The following is a 17681-nucleotide window of genomic DNA, read 5'->3' on the forward strand; positions in this document are numbered from 1 at the left end:
GCCGGGAGCCTCCCGGAGAGTCCGCCCGTCCTCTACCATTCCGATCGTCTCGAGCGGTCGGGACGGAAGGACGGGGGCCGATGTCCGAGAACACTTTCGATCCCGCGCTGCGGTTCGCGCGGTTCCTGCCGCGCACCGTGGTCACCCCGCGCACCGCGGGCCCGATCCGGTGGCTCACGCAGCGGGCGGGGGCGGTGCCTCCGCGCGGCGGTGAGATCGTCCACGTCGACGAGAACGTCACCGTCCGCGTGTTCCGGCCGAAGTCGGTGCCCCGACCGGCGCCGGGCCTGCTGTTCATCCACGGCGGGGGCTACCTGATCGGCAGCGCGGCGATGGGTGATCACCTGTGCCGCAAGGTTTCCGGACGGCTGGGCGCCGTTGCCGCCTCGGTGGAGTACCGGCTGGCACCACAACACCCGTTCCCGACGCCGCTGGAGGACTGCTACGCCGGGTTGCGTTGGCTCGCCGACCAACCGGACGTCGACGCCACCCGGATCGCGATCGCCGGCGAGAGCGCCGGCGGCGGCCTGGCCGCGGCGCTGGCACTGCTGGCCCGGGACCGCGGTGAGATCGAACCAGCGTTCCAACTGCTGTCCTACCCGATGCTCGACGACCGGACCACGGAGCGAACAGACGTCGACGAGCGATCACTGCGCGTGTGGAGCGCCGCCAGCAACCGCTACGGTTGGCGCTCCTACCTGGGGCCGGCCGCAGGCGGTGAGGTGCCACCACTCGCCGCTCCCGCACGGTACGAGGACCTCGTCGGCCTGCCCCCGGCGTGGATCGGGGTCGGCACGCACGACCTGTTCCACGACGAGGACATCGCCTACGCCGCGCGCCTGAACGACGACGGAGTGCCGTGCACGCTGCACGTGGTCCCCGGCGCCTACCACGGATTCGACCTGATCGAGGGCCGGTCGGCCATCTCCCGCGCCTACCGGAACGAACAGATGAGAGCGTTGGCCGCGGCTCTGGGCGACGCCGAACGCAGCCGTTCCTGACCCGCGGTCAGCGATTGGCGGTGACGAATCCGTCCCGCCAGCTGTGGTACCGCGGGGTCCAGCCGAGTGCGCGGGCCCGGGCGTTCGACACCGGGCGGCCGATGCCCGCGGCGGTCTGCGTGGTCGGGGCGGGCGCCCCGACCGAACGCGCGTATGCGGGCACCCAGATGTCGGCGGGCGCAGGGTCGTCGTCGACGACGTTGACGATGCCGGGCGGCCAGTCGAGCGCGGCCAGCACGGCGGCGGCCGCGTCCTGCACGTGCAGGAAACAGCTGACCTCGTCCCCGGTGGGCAGGTCCCCGGCACGTGCCTTCTCGGCCATCATCCCGTCGTGGGCGTACCAGGTTCCGGGGCCGTACAGGGTGCCGTATCGCAGCACGACGCCCCCGGGGAGTTCGCCGACCGCGGACTCGAGCGCCCGGACCCCGTCGAGGGTCACGGTCCGCGCCGGGTCGATCGGGTCGGCCTCGGTGGCCGGCTCGACTCCGGGTGGGTACACGAACGAGATGGACTGCGCGACCATCCGGGTGACACCGTGTAACCGCGCCGCATCGACGAGGGTGCGGGTCGCGACCGTGCGGATCCGGGCGTTGGCCGCGCGGTCGGACTCCGACAACGCGGTCAGCTGGTGCACGATCGCGTCCGGCGCCGCATCCGCCACCGCCGACTCCACTGCGGGCGTGTCGTAGATGTCCAACGAAACCGGATGCGCCCCCGTTGATTCGAGCCAGGCAGCGGATTCGGCATGGCGAGTGGTTCCCCACACTTCGTGCCCGGCCGCAATCAGCTCGGGAACGAGCACTCGCCCGATGACGCCTGCTGCACCGGCCACGAAGATTCGCATCGACACTCCTCGACTGTGCGGCGACCGACCCCGCCTACCGGGGCACGGTCTGCTCATCGAATCATGTTGCCCGTTACCGGACAACAGAAACGGCCGTCGCCCCCACTCGTGGAGTGAGGGAGACGACCGTTTCGCGCGCCGCCGTCAGCGGTACGTCATGGAGTCACTTGTGTTGCGGCTCAGAGGTACTGACCGCACACGGGCCACGCGCCGGGGCCCTGGCCCGCGAGCACGTTCTCGGCCACGGCGATCTGCTCGGCCTTGCTGGCGTTGTGCGCCTGACCCGACCCTCCGTAGGCGGCCCAGGTGCTCTGCGTGAACTGCAGGCCGCCGGAGAATCCGTTGCCGGTGTTGGTGTTCCAGTTGCCGCCGCTCTCGCACTGCGCAACGGCATCCCAGTTGTGGCCGGCAGCGCTTGCGGTGCCGGAAGCGAGTCCCATCGGGACGGCGACGAGCGCGCCCGTCACGGCCACCCAGCCGAGGGCCTTCTTCGCCTTGGAGGTGGTGGTCTGAATACGGGTGGTGGTCATCGAGATGTTCCTTTCACGGGCCGCGTTCGACGAGGCGTCCGGTGGACGTTGTGGAGCGACCGCATTCGGTGCGCGATGGGCCTCGTCGTTGCCCCAGGGGGTTCTGGTACTCGGGCCGGATCCGCAGGGGCAGGCTCGGCGGCGGTCCGGCAGCGGCTCTTGATCTCTGAGCCGTCACCGACGATACGGAGGACGAGGAACCTTGCAAACCATGGGTTTTCGGCGTCACAGGCCCTGCCGGACGCCCCGAATCGGGGTTTCTTACACCTGATTCTCCCAGGATGAGCCCGTTTCGTGATGTTTCGCAAAGTCGTTCGTTATCGTTACGTAATTGTGAGGCAGATCACACTGTCGGGCCCTGTTTCGGGCCCTCGAAGCTTGCGAACTCAAGCACAAGAGCACGAATGCGGTCTCGGAACGGTCACGTGAGCTGGTTCACCGTTCCGCGTCGGCGGCCGCGACGGGCGACCGTCCCGAGGGTGGATCCTGGGTGCGTCGCCGCAGCGCCCCCGGCCCCCACCAGTTCGCGCGGCCCATCAGCGCGACCAGCGCCGGGACGAGCAGCATCCGGACGAGGGTGGCGTCGATGACCAGCGCGATGATCATGCCGACGCCGAGGAATCGCATCGGAGTGAGCGCGGACAGGGTGAACGCGCCGGTGACGAGGATCAGCAGCGCGGCGGCCGCCGTGACGACCCGGCCGGTGCGTGCCGCGCCCGCGAGGACGGCTCCGTCGGTGTCGGCTCCGCGACGGTGCTCCTCGACCATGCGGGAGATCAGGAACACCTCGTAGTCGGTGGACAGGCCGAACACGACCGCGACGACGAGCACCGTCATTCCCGCGGCGAGCGGCCCGGTGCTGACGCCGAGCAGGCCCGCCAGGTGACCGTGCTGGAACACCCAGGTCAGGATCCCGAAGGTCGCCCCCAGGCTCAGCGCCGCGACGAGCACCGCCTTGATCGGCAGGAGGACGGATCCGAACCCGATCAGCAGCAGCGTGAAGGTGGCCAGCGCCATGATCGCGACCATCACCGGGAACCGGTCCACGATCGCGTCGACCCCGTCGGCGGTGAGGGCGGTCTGCCCGCCGAGCATCATCCGGGCGCCGTCCGGCACCTCGATCGCCCGGATCTCGTCGAGCACCGCCATCGCCGGTTGCGACCGGTCCGGTACCTCCAGCTGCGCCCTGAGGACGGTGACGTCGTCCCGCGTTCCGGCCACGACGACACCCGCGACGTCGCCGACGGCGGCGATCTGGCGGCGCAGCCCGTCGACCACCACCGGGGAGGGCGGCCGGCCGTCGTCACCCCGGACCACGGCGACGACGCCGCTGCCCACGGCCGGGAACTCCGCGGCGACCCGTTCGACCGTGGTGCGGGCCGGGTGGTCCGCGGGCAGTGCGGTGTGGTCGATGTCGGTGAGCTTGATGCCAAGCACCGGCGTGGCCAGTACCAGCAGCAGGGCGGTGATCGAGGTGGCGACGAGCAGGCGCCGGGCGAGAACGGCGCGGGTGACGCGCCCCCAGAACCGCTCGGCACGCGCCTGTCCCCGGTCGAAGGCGTCCCGGCGCCAGCTTCCCGCGCCGACGCGGGGCCCGAGCAGCGCGAGGGCGGCGGGCAGGACGGTGAGCGACATCGTCGCCGCAACGGCGACCGCGGACATCGCGCCCAGTCCGAGCGACCGGAGCGTCGCCTGCGGGAAGACGAGGGTGCCCGCGAACGCGAAGACCAGGAGCAGGGCGGAGAACCCGACGGTGCGCCCGGCGGTGGCAAGGGTGCGAGTGAGCGCGGCAGCGGGGTCGGCGTCGGCGCCGATGTCGCGCTGAGCAGCCAGTTCCTCGCGGTAGCGGCTGACGACGAACAGCCCGTAGTCGATCGCCAGGCCGAGGCTGAGCAGGGTGACGACGTTGACCGCGAACACGTTCACCTCGGTGAACGACGTGGCCACCCGCAGGCACGCGAGGGCACCGAGGATGGCGAGCACGCCGACGGCGACGGGCAGGGCGGCGGCCACGAGACCGCCGAACACCAGGACCAGCACGACCAGCGTGATCGGCAGCGACAACGATTCGGCGCGCAGCAGGTCCTGCGCCGACCGGCTGTTGATCTCGTCGGCCACCGCCGCGAACCCGGTCAGCTCGGTCGGCACCCCGGGAACGGTCAGATGCTCCGCGACGGCGGGGTACGAGGCCAGCCGCTGGTTCTCGTCACCCGCCGCGAAGACCAGCGCCAACGCCCGGGTGCCGTCGGCCGAGCGCAGGTACGGCGCCGCCGCGGGGGTGTTCCACGGGGTCACGACGGGCCGGTCGAGCAGGCCGTCCTCGATGGTGTCGAGCCGGGCCTGGACCTGCGGTGCGATCTGGTCGAGCGTGGAACCCGCCGGGGCGGTGTAGACGGCGACGACATCCGGGCTCTGACGGCCGAACAGGTCGTCGACGAGTGCCTCGACGTGGGCGGACTCGCTTCCGGGATCGGCGTACCCGCCGGCACCGAGCCTGTCGTGGACGGCGGAACCCCAGGTGCCCGCGACGGCGACGACGCCCACGGTGAGGAGCAGGACGAGCCACGGCCACCGCAGGACGACCGCCGCCCATCGGGTCACGCCCGGGCCTCCTCGGCGGTGCCGACCCGTCCCGGGTCGACCGCTTCACCCGCGGCCAGCGCCGCGGCGAGTTCGGGATAGTGCGGCGCGAAGACGCCGAGGGCGGCGGCGCGCGGGTATCGGGGGTTGTCGCGATGCGCCGCGAGGCCCGCGAGATCGCGGCGGCCGTGGTAGCCGGGCCGGGCCCCGGAGGCGGGCAGCGGCGTGAGCGTGCCCTCGACGACGGCGGACAGGTTGCGTTCGAACACCGTGTGGCAGGCGCGCAGGCCGGCCATCATCACGTCCTGGAAGGTGTCGTCGACACCGATCTCGAACTCCTCGACGGCGAGGACGCCACCGGTGTCGATCCCCAGTTCGACGACGTGAAGCGTTGCACCGTAACGGGTTTCCCCGGCCAGCAGTGCGTGCACGATCGCGATCTCGGGGAGCCCTCGGTAGCCGGGGAGGGGTCCGTTGTGGATGTTGTGGATCCGCAGACCGGATTCCACGATCGGCGCCCGCAGGATGGTCGGGTTGTTGATCGACCACACCACCCCGTCGGTACAGGCCGCCACCAGGGCGGTGGCCTGCGCGTTGACGTCGGTGCCGCGCAGCACCGGGACGCCGTCGGGCGCCGCCTCGTCGGGTCCGATGCAGACCAGATCCACCCGGTGTCCGCATGCCTGCGCGCTGCGCACCGCCCGCCACAGCAGCGCGCCGCCGCCGATGAAGATCACGACGGATCCCGGCCGTCGCGCGCAGCGGTCGCGGCCGCGTGCACGTGGGCGAGCGTCATCCGCTGCACCAGTCCGTCGAGCCGGGCGACGAACCTGGCCTCCCCCGCGGCACCGACGACGGTCCGCGACACCTGCGAGAGCATCTCGAGGGAGGCCAGGGAGTCGCCGCCGAGCGCGAAGAAGTCCGCGTCGGGCGTCACGACCGCGCGGTCGACGGACAACACCTTCACCCAGATGGCGGCGATGCGGTCCAGGTCCGGGTCGCGTTCGTCGCCCGGCTCGTTCTCCGCGGGCTGCTGCGGCGGTCCCCCCGGCGCGGGGGCGTCGACGTCCGGCAGCCGGGACACGTCGAGTTTGCCGTTCGCGGTCAGCGGCAGCTCGTCGACCTGCCGGATCACGGCGGGAACCATGTACGCGGGCAGACGCTCGGCCAGAAAGTCCCGCACCGCGGTCTCCTCGAGCCCGTCCGACGCGATCACGTACGCGGCCAGGACGTTGCCGTGCTGCCCGCGTCGGCCGACCACTGCCGCACGATCGACGCCGGGGCACCCCTCGAGCACGGCCCGCACCTCGCCCGGCTCGACCCGGTTCCCGCGCACCTTGACCTGTTCGTCGACGCGACCGGCGAAGTCCAGGTCACCACCCGGCAGGACCCGGGCGAGATCGCCGGTGCGATAGGCACGTACGCCGCCGGGCAGCAGGACGAACCGTTCCGCGGTCAGTTCGGGGCGACCGAGGTAGCCGCGCGCCACCTGGGGGCCGGAGAAGTACAGTTCGCCGATCTCGCCTGCGGGCACCGGCAGACGGCGGGCGTCGAGCAGATAGGCGTCCGTGCCCGCCGCCGGCGCGCCGATCGGGACCGACACCGCATCCGGGTCCGGGTCCTCCCCGATCACGTGGGAGGTGCACACGATGCTCAGTTCCGTTGGCCCGTAACTGTTCAGCAGCCGCGCGTCCGCGCCGAAGAAGCGTCGGGCGCGTGCCGCCAGGGCCGGCGGCAACTGTTCCCCGCCGATGATGACGGTGCGCGGCGTGGGCGGGTCGATGTCGAGCCGCGTCACCACCTCGAGCAGGCTCGGGGTGAACAGGAAGGTGTTGGCCCCGGACTCGCACAGCATCGACCGGAGGGACAGGTGCGAGGTGTCCTCGGGTACGAGCGTGACGGTGCCCCCGGTCAGGAGGGCACCGAAGAACGCCGCGCAGGCCATGTCGGCGGCCGGGGTGTGGTGGTGCGCGAACCGGGTCTGCGGCCCGAGCCGGTACCAGTCGGTGGCCGAGTCGACGAAGTTGACGACGCCGGCGTGCGGCACCAGGACGCCCTTGGGCCGGCCGGTCGAACCGGAGGTGTAGGTCACGAACGCGACGTCGTCACCGCGAATCGGCACGCGCACAAGATGTTCCACCCGCTCGGGCAGGTCGTCGAGAAGCACGACCGGGACGGCGGACGGGACGGCACCGGCGTGCACGCGCTCGGCGAGCAGAAGGGTGGCACCCGAGTCGGCGACCACCGACGACAGCCGTTCCGCGGGGTGCTTCGGATCGAGCGGCAGGAACGCGGCGCCGGCCCGCAGGATCCCGAGCTGGCCCGCCACACCGAGGAGGGTGCGCCCGGCGAGGATCGCGACGACAGCGCCCGGGGTGACGCCGTGGTCGCGGAGAGCGGCGGCGATCGCGTCGGCGCGCGCGTCGAGGTCCCGGTAGGTGCACTCCCCGTCGGGGCCACTGACCGCGACCGCGTCCGGCACGGAGCGTGCGTGCAGGCGGAACCGCTCGTCCGCCGTGTCGGTGCCCGCGGCGGCCGGCGCGGCGGGCACGGCCGGGGTGAGGACCGGTTCGCCCACATCGCCCGTGCCCGTCAACTCCGCGGCGACCGCGTCGAGGAGGGCGGTCAGGCGCTCGTCGACCCCGGCACCGGACCGGCAGGACACGGTGATCTCGGTGGTGCCGTCGCACTCGAGCACGACGAACGATACCGGCACCAGCCCCGTGTGCACCGGAATCGCGCGCACCCCGGTGGCTGTGAAACCGGGGCAGGACAGCTCGGCGGTGGACACCTGACCGGCATGGGACACGATGGCGGACACCAGGTTCCGGTTGGTGCGGGCACCGAGCCGGTGCACGCCCCGCAGGACCGCGCGGGTCAGGGACGCGGGAAGCCGGGCCAGCCCGCCGTTGTCCATCTCGTTCAGCTCGCTGCGCCCGGCCATGCGGGTGAGGATCTGCGCGTGCACCTGCGACCACGACTCACCCGGTGCGACGTCGAGGAACAGGGGCAGCGCGAGGTTCGCGGTCGAACGCAGGGCGGGGTCGTGCCGGCGCAGGTCGACCGGGACCATGATCCGGATCGTCGCTCCGGCCGCATCGGCCAGCACCGCCGAGATCCGGGCGACCGCCGCGGCGGCGGTCCCGGGCACCGTCCGGTGTCGCCACAGGAACGGGCGCTCGCGTGGCACCGGGCCGGACGCGCCCAGCGGCGACCGATAGCTGGGCAGCAGGGTGGTCGGCTTGCCGGGGCTTCCGAGCCTGCCGACGAGGTCGTGGTCGGCGGTGGGATCCGGGGCACCGATCGGGTCCTGACCATGCAGCACCCGGAAGACGTCGGCCGCCCACAACCAGAGCCCGCGGGCGTCCATGACGCCGTGGAACGCGCGGAAGACGACCGTGGTGGTGGCGCCGCCGGGTGTGAGGGCGGCACCGCCGCCGCGCGTGAAGGCGGCACCGCCGCCGGGTGTCAGGGCGGCACCGCCGCCGCGCACCAGCACCACCTCGGTGGTGGCCCGACCGTCGGCGCCGAGGTCACGAGTGAGCACCGGGTCGTCGTCGAGGGCGTCGAAGTCGACGCCACCGTCGACCACCGTCACCCGTGCGGGAACACCGGAGTCGACCCACCGGTCGCCGTCCCGGCGCAGTCGCGCACCCGGGCACGCGACGCAGGCCCGGGTGACCGCCGCGGTCAGCTCGTCCTGGTCGAGGTCGCCGGAACCGGTGACCACCAACTGGATTGCGAACGGCGCGGCGAGCGGCCGCGTCGCCAGGTACAACCGCTCGGTGGCGGAGACGGGGCGCTCGAACGTGGGGATGGTCGATGTCACGGCAGTCCTTCGGCGGTTGTCACGGCAGATCGAGCGGCTACTTCAGGTCGCGGGTCAGTTCGGCGAGGCCACCCTGGTCGTTCACCCAGGCCCGGAACTCGGCCATGCCCCGAGCCCGGTCGATCACCGGCGCGTATCCGAAGTCGCGTTCGGCGGCTGCGGTGTCGAAGGTCGACGAGCGGGTCATCAGGGCCAGCACGTACATCGACAGCGGCGGCGAGTACCGGATCGCCAGGTACGGGATCTTCCACACCAGGTCGAGCACTCGCACTGCCGCCGTGACCACCCGGAGGTTCGCTTCCCGCTCGGGCATGACGAAGCCGAACTGCCGTGCCACCTCGGCCATGTACGGCCAGATGTTGGTGACCTCGGCGTCGGCGACGAAGTAGGCCCGGCCGCCCACGCGGTCCGAGGCGGCGGCCTTGACGCAGGCGTCGACGATGTTGTCGACGTGACACAGCGAGGCGTAGACGTCGCGGCCCCCGGACAGGTTCGGCAGCGTGCCCGCCTGGGCCCGGCCGAGCAGCCGGACGATCGGGCCGGAGCGGTCACCGGGGCCCCAGATCGCGCGCGGGCGAAGCGCGCAGGTGGTGAACCCGTCGGCGTCGGCGGCGAGGACCGCCCGTTCGGCGGCCGCCTTGGTCTCGGAATACAGGTTCAGGAATCGGGTCGGATACGGGACGGTCTCGTCGATCTCGATCTGGTCGCCGCCGTCGTAGCTCATCAGGGCACTGGGGCTGGAGATGAACAAGAACCGCTGCACCCCGCTGTCCCGGGCCGCGGTGAGCAGCACCTCCGTGGCGGTGGTGTTCTCGCGCACGAACTGGGCGCGCACGCCGCGCTCGTCGACGCGGGCGGCGCTGTGGAAGACGATGTCGATTCCGCGCGTCGCGGCGACGAGCGAGTCGGGGTCGGTGAGGTCGCCGTGGACGATCCGCATCTGTGAGGTGTCGCCGAGGTCGGCGAGATTGCTGGTGCGCCGCACCAGGATCGACACGTCGTGCTCGCCGTCGTCGACGAGGCGGCGAGCGAGGCGACCGCCGAGGAATCCGGATGCACCGGTGACGAGTACCTTCACGGAGCCTTCTCCTCGACTGGGCCTCCCGGTACAGGGCCTCCCGGTTCGGCGGGCTGGGTCTTCCACCAAGTCATCCCGAATGCCATCGTCAGGGCGGCGGTGGCGGCCGGGGAACGGCGTCCCCGGTCGGCGCGGAGCGCAGCGGGTATCTGCGCGGCGTGCACGACGACGCTGAGGAAGGCGTCGATCCACCAGGCGGCCCGCGCGGCCGGGTGTCGCAGCGGTGAACCGGCCGCGGTCCCGAGCGCCCCGTATGCGAGGTACAGCCAGCCGAGGACCGGAATCACCCGGAGCAGAGGGCTCTTCATCGGCGGCGCTCCTTCCGAAGCCGTTTTCCCGCCCAGTCCGCGAGCTTTTCGCGGCCGATCTTCGCGTTGTGCCGAATGTCGACGGGAAACCCCGGATGGACCAGGAAGGTGTCGATCGTCGCGGTGAGCGGGAACCGCGCGCCGTGGGTGCGCAGTGCGTCCACCACCACTGCGGGTTCGGCACCGGGCAGCAGTTCCACGCACAGCACCGGACGCTGCGCGGGGCGGGTGCCGACGCCGACGAGTGCGGTCCGGCCGACCCCGTCGACGGCGTTGAAGATCTGTTCGACCTGGACCGGATGGAACGTGATGCCATCCGTCTGCACTCGCTGGGATTTGCGACCGCAGAACCAGATTCGACCATTCTCGTCGATCCGTCCGACGTCCCCGGTGCGGTGCCAGATGCGATCACCGTCGGCGATCTTGCCGACCAGGTTGGCCGCGTCGGGCCAGTGGTAGCGGCGGCTGACGTTCGGGCCGGCCACGACGATCTCGCCGACCCCGTCCCGCGGCTCCTCGGTCTGGTCCCACCGCCGGATCGGTTCGTCGGTGACCGCGACCAGCCGGACCTCGACACCGGCGTCGGGCCGCCCGATGCATGTCCCGGCACCCGCGCGGGCGAGATCAACGAGGCCGTCGGCGAGCTCGCGGGATTCGATCGACGACATCGGGATCACCTCGGTCGCACCGTATCCCGCGTGCACCTCCGCGGTGGCGGGCAGGATCTCGCGCAGCCCGGTGACCACCGCGTCGGGCACCGGGGCGCCCCCGGAGAAGACCGCGCGGACGGTCGGCAGGGCGGTCCGGCGGTCCCGGCTGTGCGCGAGCAGCGGTGCCAGGACCGCGGGCGAGGCGAACAGCGTGTGCACCCCGAACCGGTTGACGGCGTCCACGACATGCTCCGGGTCGGTGGCCCCGACCCGGCTCGGAATCAGTGGGGGCAGCACGATTCTGGTCCCGAGGAGCAGGTAGAGGACACCGAACATCGGCAGGGTCACCAGAGCCGTCTCCTCGTCGGTGACCCCGGTCAGTGCCTGGGTCCGCTCGAGCATCGCGGCGAGGTTGCCGTGGGTGAGTTCGACCGCCTTCGCCGGGCCGGTGGAGCCGGTGGTGAAGGCGATCATCGCCGTCACGTCGGCATCGGGCGCCGTGGTGCGGCGCACCCGACCGGCCGGGGTCCGGCCGAGCTGGGTGAGGGTGCGGCCGCCCCAGAACCAGCGGCGGCCGACCGTCACCCGCGCCTCCACCCCTCGGAAGGCGCGGCGGAACAGCACCCGCACGGCGTGCGCCTGCGGGATCCCGATGAACGCCTGGGCGTCGACCGCGGCCAGGCAGCGCAGCATCGGGCGCAGCCCCATCCCGGGGTCGATGACCACCGGCACCGCGCCTGCCTTGAACAGACCGAACAGCACCGCGTACAGCTCGGGACCGGGGTTGACCAGCACGACGGTCCGGGTTCCTGCCCCGATGCCGTCGTCGGTGAACCGCTGGGCGAGGGCGTCGGACCAGGCGTCGAGTTCGGCGAACGTGATGTCGGTGTACACCGGCATCACGTCGCGCTCGGCGGTGTCCGCGTATGTGACCGCCGGCGCCGCGGGACGACGCCGGGCGTGTTCCCGCAGCCGGTCGACCCATCCGGTGTCGGTGGGTGCGTTCATCGGCGCACGCCTCCCCGGATCACGAGGCCCACGCCCATCACCACCCGGGGATCCGGTACAGCGCGGCGGCGGCACTGGGGCCGGCGCCTGCAGCGACCATCAGCACGTGGCGAACGCCGTCGAGCCGGCCGGAAGCCGCCGCGTGGTGGTAGGCGAGCGGGAGCGTCGCGGTGTGGGTGTCACCGGTGACGTGGTCACCGGTTCCGTCGTCGAGAACCCGGATGCCGAGCTTGGCGGACAGTTCCGCGCGGAACCCGGGCGTCGGCCGAGAGGCGATCAGCACCGTCGTGTCCGGGTCGGCGTCACCGGTCAGCGCGCGGGAGCCGGCCGCGACCGCGACATCGAGGAGGCGGCGCTCGAAGTCGTCGCTGCGCCGGACGGTCATCGCGGATCGCCCGGTGGTCCCCATCGTCGCGGTGTCGACGAAGCCCTCGACGGCGGCCGGTCCGTCGGCGAGCTCGACGTGAACCGAGCCGAAGCCGTCCGGCCCCTCCGCGAGCTCGAGGAGCAGCGCGGCGCCCGCAGTGGCGTAGGGGAAGTCGGCCGGAGCGTCCGGGCCGGCGAGGGACGGGTGGGTGTCGCCCGCGACGACCAGGACTCGGCCGGTGCTGCCCGTGCCGAGCAACGCCGACGCGACCTGGACGGCATTCAGGACGCCGCATGCCCCGTTCATCAGGTCGAAGGAGAACGACCGCGGGTCGTGCTCCCCGTACTCGAGGCCGATGCCGGCCTCCTTCTGGATGAGCGCGCTCATGGCGGGTTCGACCATGTTCGAGTCGCGGTAGATGCCGGTGTTGATCAGCACCCCGACGGAGTCGGGCGGCGCGTCGGCGGCCGTGAGTGCCGCCCGTGCGGCGCGGGCGGAGTTGACGATGATGCCGGCGGTGTCGGCGCCGTGGCTGACACCGGTTGCGGTGATGACGACGCCCATGTCATACCTCCAGGGACGAGATCGTGGCGGACAGGAAACCGGTGACGATGCCGGACGCGGCGGGAACCATCAGGACCTTCGATCCCGCAGGAATCCGCTTCTGTCCCAGCTGGTCGTGCAGGACGATGAAGTGACTGGTGGTCGAGGTGTTGCCGTACTTCTCGACGACGTTGAGCGATTCGGGCATCGCGGTACCGAACTCCCGTTCGCCGAGTGCGTTCAGCGCCGTGACGGCCGACGCGCCGAACTGGTGGTGGATGATGTAGTCGAACTCCTCGTCGGCAAAGGTTCGCCCCTGCGCGGCAAGGTGATTGCGCTGGGTGTCGGTCCACAGCATGAAGCGGCTCTCGTTGTGCATGCGCCGGTTGTCGGTGTAGAGCGCGACGCCTCCCGTCCGGTCGGACGGCATCCCGAGGCAGGCGTCCGCGTATTCGGACGCGGTCATCAGCTCGACGTAGTGGATCCGGTCGTCCTCACCCTCGGACCGATCGAGGACGACCGCACAGCCCGAGTCGCCGACCGAGAGGGAGGCGAACTGCGGGTGGTAGCCCCCGACGATCTCCTCGACCGCCGTCTCGGCGATCGGGGTGATCGCCTCACCGCTGACCACCATGCCGTTGCGCACGGCGCCGGACCGGATCATGCGGTCGAGGATGTAGGTGCCGCTGAGCATGCCGGCGCACGCATTCGACAGGTCGAAGTGAATGGCCCGGGTGGCGCCGAGCTCCTTGGCGATCATGGAGGCGAAGGACGGCTCGAAGTAGATCTTCGACTCCTCCTTGCTCCGGGTGATCGACACCGAGATGATCGCGTCGAGGTCGGCGGCGGCGTAGCGGGACCTCGCCAGGCAGTCGCGTGCCGCCTTCGTCGCGAGGGCGAAGGAGTCCTCGAAGTCCTCGGGGTCGGTGGAGCGGACCCGACGCTCCCGGACCCCGGTCACCGCCTCGAAATTGAACGACGGGGGTTCGGCGAGCCGACCCATCAACTCCTCGGTGGTCAGTACGGCGCTCGGCAGGTGAGCGCCGATCGCCTCGAATCGTGAATGGATCACCACAGCTCCTCCGGTCGGTCCCACGCTCGGCCGGTGCCCTGCATGCAGAGTCCCGATTTCGCGTAATTATCAAGTCCCCAAATATGTTTCGACATCACGCGCGCCAACAACGATCGATCGGCCCCGAGCACCACGCAGCGAATGCCACACCGGGACGAGGCTGTGTGAGGGAATGTACAGCGCGCGCCGAGTCCTGCGGAGCGCAACGGCCGAGAACCCTGGGATTTGTCTATCAACAGATAGTTACAGACATATCGTCCCGGCGCTCCGGGCCGCGGCACCGCGCAGCAACAGCCGGGGCCGCTCCTCGCCTCGCCGATACGGTCGACCACCAGGATCTTTCGCCGCGCGACACGCCCCACACTCCCCACGGGCTTCGCATCGGCAAAGTGGTTGCTTCTTGAATCATGTTGGACGCCAACCCATCCAAACCGCGCCCCGATATGAATCAGGTCACAATTGGTCCGCTCGGCCTTGAGATCAACGAGCCTCTGTGGTGTGGTGACGTCGGACAAACTTACCCGCGAGTAACAAATCCGCCCGAACGGAGCCGACGATCCGAAGGAAGGTGAATGACGCTCGCGTCATGACGGTTTCGGCTCGACCGGCACTCACAAGCGGGACACGCCGACGCACCGCAACAGCAACGCACCGACGCCGGGCGTCAGCAACGCACCGACGCCGGGCGTCAGAGGAATGCGGCTGCCCTTTCCGCCAGATCCAGCACCGGCTGGGGCACGATCCCGAGCAACACGGTCACCGCCGCACCGATCGCGACCGCGATCGTCGTCAGCGGGCTCGGCACGACCACCTCGGGCCGCACAGCCGGGGGATCCGAGAAGAACATCAGCACGATCACCCGCACGTAGAAGAAGGCCGCGATGGCGCTGCACACCACACCGACGACCACCAGTGGCACCGCCCCTGTCCCGGCCGCGGCCGAGAACACGGCGAACTTGCTGGTGAATCCGGCGGTCAGCGGGATCCCGGCGAACGAGAGCAGCAGCAGCGCGAAGGTGCCCGCGATCAATGGCGAGCGGTGCCCCAATCCGGCCCACTGCGACATGTGTGTCGCCTCCCCCGCCGGCCCCCGGACCAGGCCGACGATCGCGAAGGCCGCGACGGTGCCGAACCCGTACGCCACCAGGTAGAACAACGTCGCGGACAACCCGGCCCGGTCCGCCGCGACCACACCGGTGAGGATGAACCCGGCGTGCGCGATCGACGAGTAGGCGAGCATCCGCTTGACGTCGGTCTGGGTCACCGCCAGCACGGACCCGAAGACCATCGTCAGGATGGCCACCGCCCACAACAGCGGCCGCCAGTCGTCCCGCAGCCCGGGCAGCGCCACGTAGAAGATCCGCAACATCGCCCCGAACGCCGCGATCTTGGTGGCCGCGGCCATGAACGCGGTGATCGGGGTGGGTGCACCCTGGTAGACGTCGGGCACCCAGGTGTGGAAGGGGACCGCGCCGACCTTGAACAGCAGCCCCACCGACAGCAGGCCAGTGCCGATCAGGGCCAGCGCGGTACCGCCCGAACGGGTGGACTCCGCGATGCCCGACAGCCGTACCGTGCCCGCCTCCCCGTACAGGAAGGCGACGCCGTACAGGAAGAATGCCGACGAGAACGCACCCAGCAGAAAGTATTTCAGCGCGGCCTCCTGCGACAGCACTCGCTGTCGGCGGGCCAGGCCACACAGCAGGTACAGCGGCAGCGAGAGCACCTCGAGTGCCACGAACATGGTGAGCAGGTCACCCGACGCCGGGAACAGCAGCATGCCGCCAACCGCGAACAGGGTCAACGGGAACACCTCGGTGCGGGTGACGCCCGCCTTCGTCGCCTCCCTCTCGGCGACGCTGCCCGGCACCACGGACGCCTGCGGCGTGAACGCGTCCGCGACAGCATCGGCCGCCGGGTCGGACCGGACGCCGCTGCGGTCCAGTCCGCGCTCCGCGATGAGCAGCACGGACAGGATCGCAACCAGCAGAATCGAGCCCTGCAGGAAGAGGGTCGGTCCGTCGATCACGACCGCACCTGCCACGGCGGTACCCCGGGTGTCGCGTAGCAGCACCACCGCCACGAACGCGGCGGTGAGGCCGCCGAGGCCGAGCACGAGGTGACCGCCATACCGCGCCCGGACCGGCGCGAACGCCTCGACGATCACCCCGAGGACCGCCACGGCGAACACGATCAGCATCGGCGCGAGCTTGCCGTACTCGATGTCGGGGACGGGCAGCGTCGTCTGAGCCAGGACCGCCGTACGCTCCGGGGAAATCACCGCTGCCCACCTCCCTGCTCTGCCTCGACCACCCCGGCAGTCGGTGCCGGATCGTGCTGGTGCACCGCGGTCAGGGTGTCGGTGACCGCCGGGGTGATTGCGTCGAGAGCGGGCTTCGGATAGAAGCCGAGCACCAGCAACAGCACGACGAGCGGCGCCACCACGGCGATCTCCCGCGGCACCAGGTCCGCGACCCGGTGCCGCACGGGGCCCGTCATCACCCGTTGATACAGCCACAGGATGTAGACCGCCGAGAGCACCAGCGCACTCGTCGCGATCACCGCGACCGCCGGGTACCGGGTGAACGTGCCGATCAGCACCAGGAATTCGCTGATGAACGGGGCCAGCCCGGGCAGCGACAGGGTCGCCAGGCCTGCGACGAGGAACGTGCCGGCGAGCACCGGTGCGCTGGTCTGCACGCCACCGTAATCACCGATTGCACGCGACCCGCGGCGGGCGATCAGGAACCCTGCCACCAGCATCAGCGCCGCGGTGGAGAGGCCGTGGTTCACCATGTACAGCGTCGAGCCCCCCTGGGACTGGCTGGTCAGCGCGAACACACCGAGCACGATGAACCCGAAGTGGGAGATGGAGGTGTACGCGATCAGCCTCATGATGTCGGTCTGACCGATCGCGACGAGCGCGCCGTACACGATGCCGATCACCGCGAGGGTGACGATCAGGGGCGCGAATGTGGCCGTGGCGTCGGGGAACAGGTGTACGCAGTACCGCAGCATGCCGAAGGTGCCGACCTTGTCCACCACCGCCATCATCAGCACCGCGGTGGACGGGGTGGAGTGCACGGCGGCATCCGGCAGCCAGGTGTGCAGCGGCCACAGCGGCGCCTTCACCGCGAACGCGAACATGAAGCCGAGGAACAGCGCGTTCGCGACCGGTGCGTCCATCGTCAGGGTTCCGCTCGACACCGCGTCGGCGATCGCGCGGAAGTCGAAGGTGCCGGACTCGAACGGGCTCGACTCCCCCGCCGTCACCGCGTAGAGGCCGATCACCGCGGCGAGCATGATCAGTCCCCCGAAGAGGTTGTACAGCAGGAACTTCACCGCTGCCCTGGGCCCCCGTGCATCGCCGAAACCCCCGATCAGGAAGTACATCGGGATGAGCATCGCCTCGAAGAAGACGTAGAACAGCAGGATGTCGAGGGCGAGGAACGACATCAGCACCATTGCCTCGACGATGAGGACCAGCGCGACGTGGGCGTGCACCGGCCGCCGACCGCGGCCCGCCTGGGAGCCGCCGGTCTCCCCGGTACCGTCCTTCCAGCCCGCGAGCAGCAGGACCGGCACCAGCACGGCGGTGAGCAGCACCAGCACCAGGGCGATGCCGTCGAGGCCGAGTTCGTAGCGGGTTCCGAACGCGGGTATCCACGAGTGGGATTCGACGAACTGGAAGCGGTCGCCGCCGGGATCGAACCCGACCGCGACAACCATCGCGAGTCCCAGCACCACCAGCGAGGCGGCGAACGCGACCCAACGGGCCGAGTCCCGGCTGCGGGTCGGGAGGCAGGCCACCACCCCGGCACCGACGAGGGGCGTCAACCACAGTGCGCTCAGCCATGCGAAGTCGTCCACG

12 protein-coding genes and 1 pseudogene are annotated in these 17681 nt (G+C 70.8%); 1 reads left to right on the top strand and 12 read right to left on the bottom strand.

The window, feature by feature from the left end:
- Positions 1-80 precede the first annotated feature (80 nt).
- Positions 81-1001 carry an alpha/beta hydrolase gene (locus ACWDUM_RS08775; RefSeq protein WP_450133661.1) on the top strand — a complete coding sequence of 307 codons (921 nt, stop codon included), beginning with the start codon at positions 81-83 and terminating at the stop codon, positions 999-1001.
- Positions 1002-1008: 7 nt separating this feature from the next.
- On the opposite strand, the gene ACWDUM_RS08780 is transcribed toward ACWDUM_RS08775, so the two are convergent.
- The 12 genes and pseudogenes from ACWDUM_RS08780 to ACWDUM_RS08835 form a co-directional block, all read right to left on the bottom strand.
- Positions 1009-1845: an NAD-dependent epimerase/dehydratase family protein gene (locus ACWDUM_RS08780; RefSeq protein WP_450133662.1), complete on the bottom strand. Its 837-nt coding sequence runs from the start codon at positions 1843-1845 to the stop codon at positions 1009-1011.
- Between the two features lie 182 nt (positions 1846-2027).
- A pseudogene (locus ACWDUM_RS08785) lies at positions 2028-2375 on the bottom strand (transglycosylase family protein); the annotation flags it as partial.
- Between the two features lie 435 nt (positions 2376-2810).
- Positions 2811-4976 carry an MMPL family transporter gene (locus tag ACWDUM_RS08790; RefSeq protein ID WP_450133663.1) on the bottom strand — a complete coding sequence of 722 codons (2166 nt, stop codon included), beginning with the start codon at positions 4974-4976 and terminating at the stop codon, positions 2811-2813.
- The gene (locus ACWDUM_RS08795; RefSeq protein WP_450133664.1) at positions 4973-5692 is read right to left on the bottom strand and encodes a formyltransferase family protein; all 720 of its coding nucleotides are present in this window, start codon (positions 5690-5692) and stop codon (positions 4973-4975) included. Before ACWDUM_RS08795 ends, ACWDUM_RS08790 begins: the two co-directional genes overlap by 4 nt.
- The gene (locus tag ACWDUM_RS08800; protein WP_450133665.1) at positions 5689-8784 is read right to left on the bottom strand and encodes an amino acid adenylation domain-containing protein; all 3096 of its coding nucleotides are present in this window, start codon (positions 8782-8784) and stop codon (positions 5689-5691) included. The genes ACWDUM_RS08795 and ACWDUM_RS08800 overlap by 4 nt, the downstream gene beginning before the upstream one ends.
- 37 nt (positions 8785-8821) lie before the next feature.
- Entirely contained in the window at positions 8822-9862 is a 1041-nt protein-coding gene (locus ACWDUM_RS08805; RefSeq protein ID WP_450133666.1) for an NAD-dependent epimerase/dehydratase family protein, read from the bottom strand.
- A complete protein-coding gene (locus tag ACWDUM_RS08810) occupies positions 9859-10170 on the bottom strand; it encodes a hypothetical protein (RefSeq protein ID WP_450133667.1) in 312 nt (103 codons plus the stop codon). The genes ACWDUM_RS08805 and ACWDUM_RS08810 overlap by 4 nt, the downstream gene beginning before the upstream one ends.
- Entirely contained in the window at positions 10167-11828 is a 1662-nt protein-coding gene (locus tag ACWDUM_RS08815) for a fatty acid CoA ligase family protein (RefSeq protein WP_450133668.1), read from the bottom strand. The genes ACWDUM_RS08810 and ACWDUM_RS08815 overlap by 4 nt, the downstream gene beginning before the upstream one ends.
- 37 nt (positions 11829-11865) lie before the next feature.
- Positions 11866-12759 carry a 3-oxoacyl-[acyl-carrier-protein] synthase III C-terminal domain-containing protein gene (locus tag ACWDUM_RS08820; RefSeq protein WP_450133669.1) on the bottom strand — a complete coding sequence of 298 codons (894 nt, stop codon included), beginning with the start codon at positions 12757-12759 and terminating at the stop codon, positions 11866-11868.
- Position 12760: 1 nt separating this feature from the next.
- Positions 12761-13810, bottom strand: coding sequence for a 3-oxoacyl-ACP synthase III family protein (locus tag ACWDUM_RS08825; RefSeq protein WP_450133670.1), 1050 nt, complete (start codon positions 13808-13810; stop codon positions 12761-12763).
- Between the two features lie 688 nt (positions 13811-14498).
- Positions 14499-16091: an NADH-quinone oxidoreductase subunit NuoN gene (gene nuoN / locus ACWDUM_RS08830; RefSeq protein WP_450133671.1), complete on the bottom strand. Its 1593-nt coding sequence runs from the start codon at positions 16089-16091 to the stop codon at positions 14499-14501.
- A complete protein-coding gene (locus ACWDUM_RS08835; protein WP_450133672.1) occupies positions 16088-17680 on the bottom strand; it encodes an NADH-quinone oxidoreductase subunit M in 1593 nt (530 codons plus the stop codon). Before ACWDUM_RS08835 ends, nuoN begins: the two co-directional genes overlap by 4 nt.
- Position 17681 lies beyond the last annotated feature (1 nt).

The organism is Rhodococcus sp. NPDC003322 (assembly GCF_053589555.1).